General features: G+C 56.3%; 14 protein-coding genes. 12 read left to right on the top strand and 2 right to left on the bottom strand.

From position 1 onward, the window contains the following. The coding region (locus tag BLT01_RS14740) for a transposase (RefSeq protein ID WP_143020586.1) at positions 1 to 248 on the top strand (248 nt) is incomplete at its 5' end. 225 nt (positions 249 to 473) lie between these two features. Beyond that, entirely contained in the window at positions 474 to 1,343 is an 870-nt protein-coding gene (locus tag BLT01_RS14735; RefSeq protein WP_092099066.1) for a YitT family protein, read from the top strand. A gap of 103 nt (positions 1,344 to 1,446) precedes the next feature. Here the strand turns inward: BLT01_RS14735 and BLT01_RS14730 are convergent, their stop codons facing one another. After that, positions 1,447 to 2,820 carry an FAD-dependent oxidoreductase gene (locus BLT01_RS14730; RefSeq protein ID WP_092099064.1) on the bottom strand — a complete coding sequence of 458 codons (1,374 nt, stop codon included), beginning with the start codon at positions 2,818 to 2,820 and terminating at the stop codon, positions 1,447 to 1,449. Positions 2,821 to 2,939: 119 nt separating this feature from the next. On the opposite strand from BLT01_RS14730, the gene BLT01_RS14725 reads away from it, so the two are divergent. Both BLT01_RS14725 and murB read left to right on the top strand, forming a co-directional pair. Further along, positions 2,940 to 3,578 (top strand): DsbA family oxidoreductase, encoded by a 639-nt coding sequence (locus tag BLT01_RS14725; protein WP_092099062.1) that lies wholly within the window; start codon positions 2,940 to 2,942, stop codon positions 3,576 to 3,578. A gap of 388 nt (positions 3,579 to 3,966) precedes the next feature. Beyond that, on the top strand, positions 3,967 to 4,881 hold the full coding sequence (gene murB, locus BLT01_RS14720) for a UDP-N-acetylmuramate dehydrogenase (RefSeq protein WP_092099060.1): 915 nt from the start codon (positions 3,967 to 3,969) through the stop codon (positions 4,879 to 4,881). An 82-nt stretch (positions 4,882 to 4,963) separates the two neighbouring features. Here the strand turns inward: murB and BLT01_RS14715 are convergent, their stop codons facing one another. Then, positions 4,964 to 5,647 carry an adenine nucleotide alpha hydrolase family protein gene (locus BLT01_RS14715; protein ID WP_092099058.1) on the bottom strand — a complete coding sequence of 228 codons (684 nt, stop codon included), beginning with the start codon at positions 5,645 to 5,647 and terminating at the stop codon, positions 4,964 to 4,966. Positions 5,648 to 5,989: 342 nt separating this feature from the next. Here BLT01_RS14715 and BLT01_RS14710 point away from each other — a divergent pair, with 342 nt between their 5' ends. From BLT01_RS14710 to BLT01_RS14675, 8 genes are all read left to right on the top strand, one after another. After that, positions 5,990 to 8,392: a Na+/H+ antiporter subunit A gene (locus tag BLT01_RS14710; RefSeq protein ID WP_092099055.1), complete on the top strand. Its 2,403-nt coding sequence runs from the start codon at positions 5,990 to 5,992 to the stop codon at positions 8,390 to 8,392. Beyond that, positions 8,379 to 8,801, top strand: a complete 423-nt coding sequence (locus BLT01_RS14705) for a Na(+)/H(+) antiporter subunit B (RefSeq protein WP_092099068.1) — start codon at positions 8,379 to 8,381, stop codon at positions 8,799 to 8,801. The genes BLT01_RS14710 and BLT01_RS14705 overlap by 14 nt, the downstream gene beginning before the upstream one ends. Positions 8,802 to 8,804: 3 nt before the next feature. Further along, positions 8,805 to 9,143: a Na(+)/H(+) antiporter subunit C gene (locus BLT01_RS14700; protein WP_092099053.1), complete on the top strand. Its 339-nt coding sequence runs from the start codon at positions 8,805 to 8,807 to the stop codon at positions 9,141 to 9,143. Continuing rightward, positions 9,136 to 10,623, top strand: coding sequence for a Na+/H+ antiporter subunit D (locus tag BLT01_RS14695; protein WP_092099051.1), 1,488 nt, complete (start codon positions 9,136 to 9,138; stop codon positions 10,621 to 10,623). Before BLT01_RS14700 ends, BLT01_RS14695 begins: the two co-directional genes overlap by 8 nt. After that, positions 10,620 to 11,138 (top strand): Na+/H+ antiporter subunit E, encoded by a 519-nt coding sequence (locus BLT01_RS14690; protein ID WP_092099049.1) that lies wholly within the window; start codon positions 10,620 to 10,622, stop codon positions 11,136 to 11,138. The genes BLT01_RS14695 and BLT01_RS14690 overlap by 4 nt, the downstream gene beginning before the upstream one ends. Further along, the gene (locus BLT01_RS14685) at positions 11,138 to 11,422 is read left to right on the top strand and encodes a Na(+)/H(+) antiporter subunit F1 (RefSeq protein WP_092099047.1); all 285 of its coding nucleotides are present in this window, start codon (positions 11,138 to 11,140) and stop codon (positions 11,420 to 11,422) included. The genes BLT01_RS14690 and BLT01_RS14685 overlap by 1 nt, the downstream gene beginning before the upstream one ends. After that, entirely contained in the window at positions 11,400 to 11,783 is a 384-nt protein-coding gene (locus BLT01_RS14680; RefSeq protein WP_092099045.1) for a Na+/H+ antiporter subunit G, read from the top strand. Before BLT01_RS14685 ends, BLT01_RS14680 begins: the two co-directional genes overlap by 23 nt. Before the next feature lie 97 nt (positions 11,784 to 11,880). Further along, positions 11,881 to 14,241: a penicillin acylase family protein gene (locus BLT01_RS14675; RefSeq protein ID WP_092099043.1), complete on the top strand. Its 2,361-nt coding sequence runs from the start codon at positions 11,881 to 11,883 to the stop codon at positions 14,239 to 14,241. The last annotated feature ends 422 nt before the right edge of the window (positions 14,242 to 14,663 follow it).

Below are 14,663 nucleotides of genomic sequence, written 5' to 3'. Positions count from 1 at the left end.
GTCATATCTGGCAGGACTACCTCGATCATGCAGAGGCCATTCGGCTCACCCCGGAGAACAAAGAAATCTATGCAAGGCGGAAAGAGACCGTAGAGCGCGGTTTCGGAGATGCCAAGGAGAAGTGTGGCATGCGATGGACAACCCTTCGCGGGAAGGAAAAAATGTCCATGCAGGCGATGCTTACTTTTGCTGCCTTAAATCTGAAAAGATTGGCCTGCTGGACCTGGGAGTCACCGGAACCGGCCTGACGGCCGGTCATTCCAAGGGGGGGATGGGAAAAAACATGCGAAATATCCACGAAAATGACAAAACGGACCCAAAAAGATTTCTTTTGGGTCCGTTTTGTCTACAGTCTGAGCCCCGGCAATGCCGGGGCTTTTGCTTTTTTGGATATAGCTCAAACCGGTTGCATTCCGATGCCGCTTTTCTTCATACTTTAAAAGGGCTACTGCCTCAGAAAAGGAGTTTGCAAGATGCCTGGTTCCAAGCGTAAGTTTCTGTCCGAGTCCATACCGGTCCAGCTGTTCCTGATCACGGCCGGTGCGATCATAGCGGCTATCGGGCTGGAACTGTTTCTCGTTCCGAACAATATCCTGGACGGCGGAGTGATCGGTCTGTCGATCATTCTGTCGGAATTGACGCCTTTCAGTTTAAGCATTTTCATCATCATCCTGAACATCCCGTTCATCATTCTCGGCTACAGGCGGATGGGCATGCGGTTCACTGTCAATGCGCTGTACGGCATCATCGTCCTGTCTGTGGCGACCGGTTATCTGCACAGATTCAATGTTGTAACGGAAGATCTGTTTCTTGCGACGGTGATCGGTGCGGTCATCCTCGGTTTCGGGGTCGGGCTCGTCATGCGGATGGGCGGAGCGCTGGACGGCACCGAGATCCTCGCCATCCTGATCAGCAAGCGGCGCCCGATTTCTGTCGGGCAGACGGTCATGATCATGAACGTCTTCATCTTTATCCTGGCGGGTCTGCTCGTCTTCACTTGGGAAACGACGTTCTACTCCATGATCACGTATTTTATCGCCTCGAAGGTGATTGACATGGTCGTCGAAGGGACGGAAGAGTCCCTGTCTGTCATGGTCATTTCGGACCGTGCGGAAGAATTGGCGAAGAGTATGATTGAGAACGTGGGACGCGGCGTGACCTTCCTGAATGGGGAGGGCGCATTCACCAATGACTCGAAGAAAGTCATCTATGTCGTGGTGGACCGGCTTGAGATGGCGGATGTCCGGACGGCGATCCGTGAGACGGATCCCGAAGCGTTCGTCATCGTCCAGAGAGTCAGCGAAATCTCCGGCAGCAACTTCAAGACCCCGGTGCACCAATAAAGACCCTCACCCGGCCCTGCATGAAAGGGCCGGGTAATTTGTTTGTCGGGCCAGCCGCCGTCTTTCTATAAAAAACTCCGGACCAGCCGGAGGCGGACGCCTTTTACAATTTGAGAGGCTTTGTTGCAGGGCCTTCCAGGACCGATCCGTCTTCCCGGAAACGGGAGCCGTGGCAAGGGCAATCCCATGTTCGGTCGCCTTCGTTCCAACGGGTTTTGCAGCCCAAGTGCGTACAGGTCGGCGTATCCAGCCGGACAGTGTATCCTGCAGCCAGCTCGCCGGTGACCAGTCCGTTGATTTTGACGGCCTGAAGAAGTTTTGCGCCGAAACCGCTGCGGCCCGGGCTGTACAGTTCGCTGGCATCGTTCGGTTTGCCGATGATCAGATCGCGGAGCACTTCGGATCCCGCAAGCGACCCGGACAGTCCCCATTTGCGGAAGCCGGTGCTGACGAAGATGTGGGGGAGGTCTTCCGTGATCCGGCCGACGTACGGAATGTAGTCCGGCGTCTGCGGGTCCTGGGCCGACCAGCGGTGTGAAATGCCGGTCACGCCAAAGTGTTTTCGCAGATGCTCTGCAAGTTCGCCGTAGTTTTCACCGGTCTCTTCTTTCATGCCTGCAAGGTGGCTGCTGCCGGAAACCATGAGGTATGCCTGGCCATCGATTCCTGCTGTACGGATCGACAGGGAGTCGGCATCCACGCCGAGATACTGGTTCTTCAGCTCTGTCTCGGATTTTGCGGCGGCCACGTAGGAACGGCTGACCTGGAGTTTCATGATGTTCAGGTTCTGGAATCCGACTAGCGGATAGTGGGTGCAGATGATCAGTTCGCTGAAGGCAACGTTTGCATCATTTTCAAGTTCCACATACCGCTTCTTGAAGTTCATCTTCCTTACTGCGGAATCTTCGAAAATCCGGGCGCCGGCGTCCGCTGCCATCCGCGCAAGTCGCTGTCCGAACCGGAGAGGGTGGATCTGCAGCTCGTCATGCATCGAAAGCGCGCTTTCCACGGTAAACGGCAGCTCGGTCTCGTTGACGAAGGCGCCCTGGATGCCGATCTTTTTGTAGGCTTCCCATTCCTTCCGGAGGTTTTCGGTACCGAGCGGGGTACGGGCATACAGGATGGAATCGAGCGGACGGGCTTCGTCATCCCGGGAGATTTCCCGGGCTCTGCGGACAGCGCGTTCGTTCGCCTGGTAGTAAGTCCGTGCGGTTTCCAGGTCGAACTGCTTGATCAGCTTGGAATAAATGATGTCGTGCTGGGCGGTGACCTTTCCGGTTGAATGACTTGTCGTCGAGCCGAAAATACGGTCCTTTTCGAGGATAATGACGTCCTTGCCGGCCTTTGCCAGCTGCTCGGCTGCCGCAATGCCGCCGATGCCCCCGCCGATGATACACACATCACAACGGAGCGAGCCGGATGCTTGTGGAAACTTGTCTCGAGGATACCCCGTGTCAAGCCAAAGGGATTCATTCACAATAAAATCCTCCAATCATTGAGTGTCATGCCCACCCATCGTGAAGGGGCATATTCCTTGTCGGGTGCACACCGCCCCCCCTACAATGAAGGCAGTGAACAGGGAAGGGGATCGGTGACGTGAAGATAGAAGTATGGTCTGATTATGTTTGCCCGTTCTGCTATATCGGCAAACGGAAACTGGAAAATGCTCTCAAGAAGACGGGTCTTGGAGAGAGGGCGGAGGTCATCTTCAAAAGCTATGAATTGGATCCGCAATCCCCGGAAACGTCCGGGGAGTCGATGGTTTCCGTGCTTGCCCGCAAATACGGCACGACCGAAGCCCAGGCGGAAGGGATGACGGCCAATGTCGCCGCCGCTGCCCAAGAAGTCGGACTCGAGTACAACTTCTCCAAAATGCGTCCTGCCAATACCTTCAGCGCGCATCGGCTTGCAAAATGGGCGGAAGAGAAGGAAAAGGCTGCAGTGATGTCCGAGAATCTGCTTCACGCCTACTTTATCGAAAACCGGGAAATCGGAAGCAAAGCAGTTCTCGCAGATATCGCAGAAGAAACGGGCTTGGACCGCAAGGAGGCGGAAGCCGTCCTGGAATCAGGCCGCTACGGAGATGCCGTCCGGGCGGATGTTGAAGAGGCCCGCCAGCTCGGTGTACAAGGCGTCCCGTTTTTCGTCATCAACCGCAAGTACGCCATCTCGGGTGCCCAGCCTGATGAAGCATTCGAACAGGCGCTCCGCAAAGTTGCTGAAGAAGAATCATGAAATGATCGTTCCGCCGCATTCTAATGGAGAGATGCGGCTTTTCTGATCCGAAAAACGGCCGCCCGTGTAGGAGCGGCCAAAACGGTCGGATTCAAAGCTTTCTTCAGCGGCTTCAAAGTCCAGACGGATCTGCACATCTCCGCCGAGGAGGACGCCGCAATCTGCCAGTTCGTCATTGCCGATGGGACTTCTCCTCAGGAGGGCGATGGTGCTCAGGATTCAAGTGAATCATCCGAAAGAGCCGACTGTTTTGACTTCGTCCCGGACCGGTAGGGTGCGACTTGTCAAAACGGCGGGCAGACAGCATACTATATAATTGTGAATGAGTATTTGAAAGTAAGAGTCCCGTCGCTGCAAGGCGGAGAGCCTCTGAAAGGAATGGCAATTTATGAGCAAACAGCAATGGGCCGATGACCTGGTCAAACTCATCGGCGGTGAACACGTAAAAATAGATGAACCGCTTTCGAAACATACGATGACCCGCATGGGCGGACAGGCGGACCTGTTCTGCGACCCGGAAACCGAGGAAGGTGTCCAGGCGGTTGTCCGTTACGCATTTCAACACGATATTCCGGTGCTCCTGCTCGGGAACGGGTCGAACATGGTCGTTCGTGATGGCGGTGTCCGCGGTATCGTGCTGAACTTGTCGAATCTGAATGCAATTCGCTTTGATGGAACGTCAGTTTACGCCGAAAGTGGTGCGGACATCAAAGATGTCTCCCGGCAGTCTGCATCGCACGGCCTGACAGGCTTTGAATTCGCCTGCGGCATCCCGGGTTCCGTCGGCGGAGCGATGGTCATGAACGCCGGGGCATACGGCGGCGAAATCAAAGACATCATCCACCGCTGCACCATCCTCACGCCGGAGGGAGAGCGTCTGGTGCTATCGAAGGAAGAATTGGATCTGGGCTACCGGACGAGTGTCATCGCGAAAAAGGGCTATTATGTCCTGTCCGCGGAATTCGTCCTGGAACCGGGCGACCAGGAAGAGATCGATGCGAAGGTGGCTGATCTGACCCACCAGCGCGAGTCCAAGCAACCGCTTGAATATCCGTCGGCAGGCAGCGTATTCAAGCGCCCTCCCGGCTACTTCGCCGGCAAGCTGATCCAGGACTCCGGCCTGCAGGGCAAAGGATTCGGCGGAGCTGAAGTGTCGACTAAGCACGCAGGCTTCATCGTAAACAAAAACGGCGCAACGGCAACCGACTACATCCGGACAATTGAAATGGTGCGGGAAGCCGTCAAAGACAACTTCGGCGTCAATCTTGAGCTGGAAGTGAAGATTGTCGGAGAAGAATCATAAAACAGGCAAAGGAGCGCGGACACCTGTCCGCGCTCCTTTTTCAAATATGTACGGCTGCCCATTGCGGACAGCCGTTGTTTCATTATTGGACGTGTTTTTCCTCCACCATGCGTTCGACGGTTCCCGTTTCTTCAATACGGTCATCACTCACATGCACCTGGCACATTTTGTTGTCGTGCATGAACTTGAAAATGCCGTTGTTAAAGTCGGTCCCGGTCTCTTTAAAGAAGATCCCCTCGAATTCGCAGCCTTTCGACTGGGTGAAGCTGACGCGGTAGCCATCGCCGTCCTCAACAAGATACGCACGGACTCCTTTCTCGTACATATCTTCCTCAACGGATTTGATGTTCCTCGCGACAGAGACGACATGCAGGTCGGCAAACGGGATTTCCCGCAACAGGACGTTGATGAATGACCCCTTCGTGATTTCCTCCCACCGGCTTTGTGCGGTCTGTCCGATGACGATCTGGGTCACGTTTTTATCGTAGGCCACTTCCTTGATGGCCTTTGCGGACGGGAGGCGTTCGTTATCCCGGAGGATAAACGCCTGCGCGCCGAGATCTTCAGCGAGTTCCTGCCATCGTTCCACGTACTCTGACTTGTCTGCATCAAACTGGTCGAACGGAAGCGGATCGACCGACAGAATATAAAACGGGCAGTTGAGCATGCTGGCCATTTTGTGGCCTCTGCGGATCAGCCGTTCTCCGTTCGGGCCATAATAGACGCAAACGAGAATGCACTCATCCATTCCCGGCTTTTTCAACATGGCGGTGATTCACCTCTAGTTCATGATAACTGGGCTCCCGGAAGCATTTGCCCGGTGCCTCATTCGAAAACCAACACATTATAAGACATGGTCACGGAAAATACAATAACACCTGCGACAGATGGCATGATGTGCGAAAGGTTCAGATTTCCTGTATACTTTAAGCGGGAAACCATTGCCGTGAAAGGGGGCAACTGTGTTTCGCGTGTCCTTTATACATAACTGCTGTCCACGGTCTCCGGAAGGGGTCCGGACGCTGTTGCCCCATATTATGCGCCCTGCCGGTCATTCCGTCAAGGCGGCTTGCCCGGTAGGGGTTCACCACGCTGATTGGAGGTTCTCATGTACGCTGTTTTCATCATTTTTCTCCCATTCATCATGGCGGCGCTTCTGCCCGCAACGCACCGTCTGATCGGCGACCGCCTGATCGGCTGGTATGTCATGGCGGTGCCGCTCGTTTTGTTTGCCGCCCTCATCCGGCTCATCCCGCAGATTGCCGGCGGAGAGATTGTTTCGGCCTCCTATGCGTGGATACCGGATGCCGGCATTGACCTGGCCGTCCGTGTCGATGGCCTCGGCATGATTTTTGCGCTCCTCATCACGGGGGTCGGCACACTTGTCGCCCTTTATTCAATCTATTACCTCTCGCCGAGGGAATCACTCGGCCACTTCTATGTTTATCTGCTCCTGTTCATGGGCGCCATGCTCGGCGTCGTCTTTTCGGACAATCTGATGCTCCTTTACACCTTCTGGGAACTGACGAGCATCTCTTCCTTCCTGTTGATCGCGTTCTGGTACCACCGGAAGGGCTCCCGGTACGGAGCGCAGAAGGCGATGCTCATCACGGTCATGGGCGGGTTTTCCTTGCTTGCCGGCTTCCTGATGCTTTATTTCATGAGCGGGACGTTCAGCATCAGTGAAATTATCGGGATGCGTGATGTGCTTGCCGGGGAACCGATGATTGTCCCTGCCATGTTCCTGATCCTGCTCGGGGCGTTTACCAAGTCAGTCCAGTTCCCGTTCCATATTTGGCTGCCGGATGCGATGGAGGCGCCGACCCCGGTCAGTGCCTACCTGCACTCCGCGACGATGGTCAAGGCCGGAATCTATCTGGTTGCACTATTCACACCGCTGTTCGGCGGCATGGAATACTGGTTCTGGTCACTGAGCATAGCCGGTATCGTGACGCTCCTGTGGGGGGCGTTCAATGCGATGAAGCAGAACGACCTGAAAGCCCTCCTTGCCTATTCCACCATCAGCCAGCTCGGACTGATCATGAGCCTTCTCGGTTTCGGTTCAGCGGCACTGTCTGCAAGTGCGGCGGGTGATCCGGCTGTTTATGCAGCGGCCGGGTTTGCTGCGCTGTTTTATATGCTGAACCACTCGACCTTCAAGGGGCTGCTCTTCATGGTCATCGGGATTGTCGACCATGAAATCGGCACACGGGACATCCGCCGTCTCGGGGGGCTGATGTCCTTTATGCCGGTGACGTTCACGTTTGCGGTCATCGGCAGCTTTTCCATGGCGGGACTGCCGCCGTTCAACGGTTTCCTCAGCAAGGAGATGTTTTTCGGGGCCGCGGTGGATATCGCGTCCGGACAACCGTTTGCCGGCGGCGCCGAGGTGCTGTTCCCGGTGGTCGGCTGGCTGGCCAGCGTGTTCACGTTCATCTACTGCACAATCATCGTGTACCGGACATTTCTCGGCCCTGTCCAGCCGGAGAAGATCGATCGTGTGCCGCATGAGGCGCCAAAGGGAATGCTGGTCGCGCCCGGCATTCTGGCGGTGCTTGTCATCCTGATCTTCTTCTTCCCGAACGTGATCGGCAAGTATGTTATCGGTCCGGCCATGCAGGTTATGTTCCCGGCTCTTTCGCGGGAGGCCGACCTCGTGCCGGAAATCACTGCGTGGCATGGTGTCAATCTGCCGCTTGTCATGACGTTCGGCGTCATCGCTCTTGGCCTGCTGCTGTTCATCACATTCCGCCATTGGAGAAGGATCTACCGGGTCGCGCCGTTCCGATGGACGATGGACTCCATCTACCGCGGGCTGCTTCAGACAGGAGAAGCGGCATCCAACATCGTGACGGACCTGTACATGACCGGCAGGAGCCGGGATTATTTCGTCTTCATCTATCTGTTCTTCCTTATCACGGCAGGGGGGATGCTCTTCCTGACCGGAGCTTTCGAGCCTGACTTCAGCAGAGGGCCTGTCGGGATCTTTGAAATCTCTTTCGTCATCATCATGGCATTCGCGGCAATTGCGATGCTCTTCGTCCGGTCCCGTATCACAGCGACGCTCTTGAACGGGGTGCTCGGCTATTCCGTTGCCATCTTCTTCGTCTTCTTCAGGGCACCCGATCTGGCGCTTACCCAGACGGTCATCGAGACCGTGACGACCGTACTGTTCCTGTTGTGCTTCCATTTCCTTCCTGAATGGAAGCCCGAGGACTCACCGCTCCGGACAAAGGTCGTCAACGGACTGATCGCAATCGGTGCCGGCGTGCTTGTCACGGCTTTCGGGCTGACGGTCCAGGGGTATGATGTTTACGGATCAATTTCAGTTTACTTCGAAGAATCCTACAAACTTGCCGGCGGCAGCAACATCGTCAACGCCATCCTGGGAGACTTCCGTGCATTTGATACGATGCTCGAAGTTGTGGTCCTCTTTATCGCGGGCATCGGCGTCTATACGCTGATCGCACTCAAACCGAAGAAAGGAGAGGATGACGTTGAAGGAAAATGATGTGATTCTCCGGACTGTCACGCGCGTGGTCGTCTTTATCATCCTGACGTTCGGCGTGGAGCTGTTTTTGTCGGGCCACCACAATCCGGGCGGCGGCTTTGTCGGGGGGCTTGTCCTGTCTTCGGCGCTCGTCCTCCTGTATGTCGTCTTCGATATCGAGACCGTCCATCAGGGAGTGCCATTCGACTTCCGCAAGATTGCGGCATTCGGCGCCATGGTGTCTCTCCTGTCGGGAACCGCGGCAGCCGTATTGGGCAAGCCCTTCCTGTCGCAGGGATTCGGCTATTTTGACTTGCCGATTTTCGGACTGACCGAGCTTGCAACCGTGACGATCTTTGAGGCGGGCGTCGCGCTCACCGTCATCGGAACGGTCGTCACCATCATCCTGAGTATCAGTAAGGACGTGTAGCAGATGGAATTCCATATGACCATACTGGTGGGCATCCTTGTGACTGTGGCGGTCTATCTGCTGCTGTCCCGCAATATGGTCCGCATCATCCTCGGCACGGCCATCCTGTCGCATGCCGTCCATCTTCTTCTCATCACGATGGGCGGGGCCGGAGAAGGAAAGGTGCCGCTCCTCCGGGAGTCCGACGGGCCTTATGCCGATGCGCTGCCTCAGGCGCTGATCCTGACGGCGATCGTCATCAGCTTTGCGACCACTGCGCTTCTTCTCGTGCTGGCTTACCGGACCTACGAGGAAAGCGGATCCGACAATATGAACACTATCAGGAGGATTGACCGTGAATAATGTTCTTGTCCTCCCGATGCTGATCCCGCTGCTCACCGGATTTGTGCTGCTTTTCCTGCGTCCCTCCATCAGGGCGCAGAAGATGATAAGTATCCTGTCTCTCCTGTCACTGGTCGCCGTCTCGGTGCGCATCCTCCTCATCATCCGCGGGGAAGGCATTATCAGGCTCGACTTCGGCGGGTGGGAGCCGCCATTCGGCATCCTGTTTGTCGGGGATTCGTTTTCCGCACTGATGGTGCTGACGGCTTCCGTCGTTTCGGCGCTGATCATCGCCTATTCCTTCACCGCGACAGAACGGCGAATGGAAAACATGTTCTTTTACCCGTTCGCGTTTTTCCTCGTCGCGGGTGTGAACGGCTCTTTCCTGACAGGGGACATGTTCAACCTGTTTGTCTGTTTTGAAGTCATGCTGCTCGCATCGTATGTGCTCATCACGCTGGGAGGCGGCAAGGTGCGCCTTGCGGAATCAATGAAGTATATTGCGATCAACGTGGTTTCATCCTGGTTCTTTCTTGTGGCCCTTGCATTTCTGTACGGGACGGTCGGTACGCTTAACATGGCCCACATCTCCGTCCGTGTCGCGGAAGTCGGGCAGGGACCGCTCCTGAGCGCCATTTCGGTCGTATTCCTGATTGTATTTGCACTGAAGGCAGGGCTTTTCCTTTACTTTTGGCTGCCCGGTTCTTACAGCTCGCCGCCGGGACCGATTGCGGCCCTGTTCGCGGCACTTCTTACAAAAGTCGGCGTTTATGCCTTGTTCAGGACGTTTACGCTCATGTTTTACCATGACGAATTCATCATCATGACCATAATAGGGACGATGGCGGTCGTCACACTGATCGGCGGCTGCCTCGGGGCCATCGCCTATACCGACATCCGCCAGATCGCCTCGTACAACGTCATCATCGCGGTCGGATTCATGATGATCGGGCTTGCAATCTTTAACGAAGAGGCGTTCAAGGGATCGGTTTTCTATCTGATCCACGACATGGTCATCAAGGCGCTCCTGTTCCTGATCGTGGGGGCGATGGTGTACCTGACCGGCAAGACGAAAATCACCGGGATGAGCGGGCTGATCCGGAACTATCCGGTGCTTGGATGGCTGCTTTTCCTGACAACCCTCGGCCTTGCCGGTGTACCGCCGCTCAGCGGATTCATCGGTAAGATGTATATCGGACTCGGTGCCGTCGAAGGCGGGAACTACTTCCTGCTCTTTGCCGGGTTCGCCTCGAGCCTGGTCGTTCTCTATTCGATGCTCCGCATCTTTATGAACTGCTTCTGGGGAGAGACGATCATCAACCGGGAGGACCAGCGTCCCTATCCGGCAAGGCGGCTTATTCCGATTGCGCTCCTCGGCATCCTGACAGTCGGGATCGGCGTCGGGGCCCAGGCGCTTGAGCCGTTCGTTTCCGATGCGGCACGCGTGATGGCCAATCCCGGGCTGTATATCGATGCGGTCCTCGGGGAGGTGGAGTCATGAACAAGTTTGCCGGCGACGGAGGGTTCGGCGCGACTGCCGCCCAGTTCCTGCTGAACCTGTTCATCGCCTTTCTCTGGATGCTGCTGCTGGATGAAGATGAGTTCCGGGCGACGACATTCGCCGCGGGGTTCATCGTCGGAATCTTCATCGTCTTTTTCATGCACCGGTTTTTCGGGACCCAGTTTTACTTGCGCAGGCTGTTCGCGATCATCAAGCTGATCTTTATCTTTAACCGGGAACTGGTCAAATCGAGCCTGTCCGTCATTGGGCAGATTCTGAGCCCGCAACTCAAAATCCGCCCGGGAATCTTCCGCTACGACACCATCCTTGAGAGCGATGTGGAAGTGACGATGCTGTCCCTTCTCCTGACGCTCACCCCGGGTTCGGTCGTCATGGAAGTGACCGAAGACGGGCAGGGGCTCTATATCCATGCGATGGACCTGGATACGTCGAAGGAAGCGCTGATCAGCCAGTTGAAAAACTTTGAACAAGCGATCATGGAGGTGACGCGATAATGGTGGAGATTCTGATGCTCATCTCGCTCGTGCTGTTTTCATTCACGATTGTAATTTCGGTCTACCGGATCATCAAGGGACCCACAGAGCCGGACCGCGTCATCGCGCTCGACATGATCGGTGTGAACCTGCTGGCGTCGATTGCGGTCGTGTCCTGCATCCTCCTGACAAAAGCGTTCATGGAAGTGATCCTGATCCTCGGCATCCTGAGTTTTATCGGGACGATTGCCTTCTCGAAATACATAGAGAGGGGGATCATTGTTGAACGCAGACACAGCCGTTGAATACGTTGCAGCGATTCTCATGGTGACCGGCGGCGTGATGAGTGTGGTCAGCGCGATCGGGCTGATCCGCCTGCCGGATGTCTACACGCGTTCCCATGCGGCGACAAAAAGCTCGACGCTTGCCGTCCTGCTCACGTTGCTTGGAGCCTTCCTTTATTTTTGGGCGGTCGAGCGTTTCATCGGCGTCAGGCTCCTGCTCGGAATCATCTTCGTCTTCCTGACTGCGCCGGTGGCCGGACATGTCATCATCCGTGCCGCGCACAGGTCGGGCGTCAAGCTTTCGGGCATTTCAAAAGGGGACGAGCTGGCCGAAGCCAGGGAGAAATTCAGACAAGAAAAAGAAAGCAGATCCGAAGGCTGAACGGCCTTCCGGATCTGCTTTTTCTTTTGGCTCCCTTCCGGCTGAGAAGGGTTTTTAAGGAAAAGGGAGAATCAAGAGGTCAAGGGGGGCTGATGAAATGAGAAAGTGGCCAAAGTGGCTGCGTTTCGTCTTATACGCGGCGGGGGCGGCCGTGTTGCTGGGGATTGCCGCATTGATTTTCGTAAACGCTTACATAGGGAAATCCGCTCCGGTCACAGAAGGTGAGCTTCGTCTACAGGCGCTGGAGTCAGGGGTGACGGTCGTGCGGGACGGCAAGGGGGTGCCGCATATCCGGGCGGAGTCCGATGCCGACCTGTACCGGGCGCAGGGGTATGTCCAGGCTCAGGACCGGCTGTTCCAGATGGACCTGGCGCGCCGGCAGGCTTCCGGCAGGCTTGCGGAAGTGGTCGGGGAGGCTGCCGTGCCTTCGGATAAGCTGTTCCGCACGTTCAGTCTCCGCCATGCGGCCGAACAGTCACAGGAGGAATACGGAGAGGAAGCGAAGCGGGTGCTTGGCTGGTTCGCGGAAGGTGTGAACGCCTATATCGCACAGGCGAAAAAAGACGGCAAGCTGCCGTACGAATTCAGCCTGCTCGGATATGAGCCGGAAGAGTGGACGGCGCTGGACTCTCTCACAATCGGCAAGTTCATGGCGTATGACCTCGGCGGCCACTGGCAGGCGCTGGCATTCCGCCATTGGGCCGTGAACCAGTTTGACGGGAAAATGATGGAGGAACTGTTTATCCATTATCCGGAGGATGCGCCGTCCGTCATCGAAGCGAACCGGGAACATCCGGTCCAAGTCGCGGGGGCATTTGATGCTTCACTGATCCCGCCGGAGTTCAACGGCAGCAACAACTGGGTTGTCTCAGGAGACAAGACGGCGTCCGGCAAGCCGCTCCTCGCCGACGATCCGCATCTGGGATTGACGACGCCGTCCATCTGGTACGAGATGCATCTGGAGTCGCCGGAGCAGAATGTTGCCGGCGTCATTTTCGGCGGCGTTCCGGGCATCATCCTCGGCCACAACGAAGACGTCGCCTGGGGCGTGACGAATGTCGGGCCTGACGTCCAGGATTTGTATATCGAACAGCCGAACCCGGACGCCCCGACGAAATTCCTCTATGACGGAAAGTGGGAGCAGGCGGACGTGCGTGAAGAACCGATCCGGGTGAAGGGCGCGGAGACCGTGGACTTCCAAGTCGTGACGACACGGCGCGGCCCGGTGGTTTCGGACATTATGCTTGAGGACACGGGCGCGGGCGCGGTGCTGTCGATGCAATGGACGGCGCTTGAGCCGACAAGGGAACTGGAAGCGGTTCTCCAATTCAACAAGGCTACAGACTGGGGTGAGTTTGAAAAGGCGCTTCTGAACTTTAACGCGCCGGCGCAGAACTTCGTCTTCGCCGCGACGGACGGCACGATCGCCTACAAGGCGAACGGCAACATCCCGATCCGGAAAAAAGGCGACGGCCAATTGCCGGTCCCGGGTGATTCGCCGGAATATGGCTGGGAAGGCTATATTCCGTATGACGAGCTGCCGCGTGCCGTGAATCCCGAAGAAGGGTTTATCGCAACGGCGAACAACCGGGTCATCGGTGACGACTATCCGTATCACATCACCGACTTCTGGGCCCAGCCTTACCGCTATGAGCGGATTGCGGAAGTGCTCCGGGAAGGCGATGACCTGACGCCGGAAGACATGATGGCGTTGCAGATGGATGTGAAGAACCTGTATGCCCGGGAGTTTCTGGACGACATGCTCGGCTCGCTGAAGGCGACCGGAGCGGCGGAGGAATTTGATGCGGCTGTCCGGATGCTCGAAGACTGGAATTTTGAAGACGACAAAGACCTTGGCGCTCCGCTGATTTTCCACAGGTGGATCCAGCAGCTGCCCCGGACAATGTTCCGCTCCTCCATGCCGGACGATGTGTATGCGCTCATGCCGGGCAAAAACCATCTCACCGATGAGATGATGCGGCAGGCCTACGCAGGGAACCCCGGTGCGTGGGTGACCGGTTACGGAGGAGTCGACACGTGGGTCACCGACTCGTTCGAGCGCGCGGTCCAGTCCATCACGGACGCCTATGGTGACGATGCGGACAACTGGAAATGGGGGGACTACCACCAGCTCGTGTTCCCGCACCCGGTCGGCGGCGCCTCGCCGATTCTGGAGCGGTACCTGAACCCGCCGCCCATACCGGTGAGCGGCTCGCACATCACCGTCCAGGCCGCGGGATTCAACAATGACGGCACCGCCGACCACGGCGCCTCCTGGCGGTTCGTCGCCGACCTCTCCGACCTGTCCCGCACCTGGCACATCGTCGGACCGGGGCAAAGCGGCCATGCAAAATCCGACTGGTTCCACGACCAGGTGGAGGACTGGGTGAAAGGCGACTATCACGAGACGCGGATTGACGGGACGGCGGAAGGCGATAAGCTGAAACTCGTTCCGTGAAGGGGCAGGGGCGACATAGAGAGAGTGGATTTGAAATAAGGGGTGGGGAGTTGAAACAAGGAGCGGGGAATTGGAATAAGGAGTGTGGGTTTGAAACAAGGAGTGTGGAGTTGAAATAAGAAGAGTGGATTTGAAATAAGGAGTGTGGGTTTGAAACAAGGAGTGTGGAGTTGAAATAAGAAGAGTGGATTTGAAATAAGGAGTGCGGATTTGAAACAAGGAGTGTGGGTTTGAAACAAGGAGTGTGGGTTTGAAACAAGGAGTGTGGAGTTGAAATAAGGAGTGTGGATTTGAAACAAGGAGCGGGGAATTGGAATGAGGAGCGGGGAATTGGAATAAGGAGTGTGGAGTTGAAATAAGGAGAGTGGGTTTGAAATAAGGAGTGTAGGTTTGAAACAAGGAGTGCGGATTTGAAATAAGGA

This window comes from Bhargavaea beijingensis (genome assembly GCF_900101985.1).
Taxonomy (GTDB): Bacteria; Bacillota; Bacilli; order Bacillales_A; family Planococcaceae; genus Bhargavaea; species Bhargavaea beijingensis.
Note: the sequence above shows the minus strand (reverse complement) of the source record. Positions and strands in the feature narration are given on the sequence as shown.

Excerpts from the sequence above, each read along its gene's own strand:
- BLT01_RS14675 (WP_092099043.1), top strand. The coding sequence starts at position 11,881 with ATGAGAAAGTGGCCAAAGTGGCTGCGTTTCGTCTTATACGCGGCGGGG.
- BLT01_RS14700 (WP_092099053.1), top strand. The coding sequence starts at position 8,805 with ATGGAATTCCATATGACCATACTGGTGGGCATCCTTGTGACTGTGGCG.
- BLT01_RS14690 (WP_092099049.1), top strand. The coding sequence starts at position 10,620 with ATGAACAAGTTTGCCGGCGACGGAGGGTTCGGCGCGACTGCCGCCCAG.
- BLT01_RS14710 (WP_092099055.1), top strand. The coding sequence starts at position 5,990 with ATGTACGCTGTTTTCATCATTTTTCTCCCATTCATCATGGCGGCGCTT.
- BLT01_RS14715 (WP_092099058.1), bottom strand. The coding sequence starts at position 5,647 with ATGTTGAAAAAGCCGGGAATGGATGAGTGCATTCTCGTTTGCGTCTAT.
- murB (WP_092099060.1), top strand. The coding sequence starts at position 3,967 with ATGAGCAAACAGCAATGGGCCGATGACCTGGTCAAACTCATCGGCGGT.
- BLT01_RS14685 (WP_092099047.1), top strand. The coding sequence starts at position 11,138 with ATGGTGGAGATTCTGATGCTCATCTCGCTCGTGCTGTTTTCATTCACG.
- BLT01_RS14735 (WP_092099066.1), top strand. The coding sequence starts at position 474 with ATGCCTGGTTCCAAGCGTAAGTTTCTGTCCGAGTCCATACCGGTCCAG.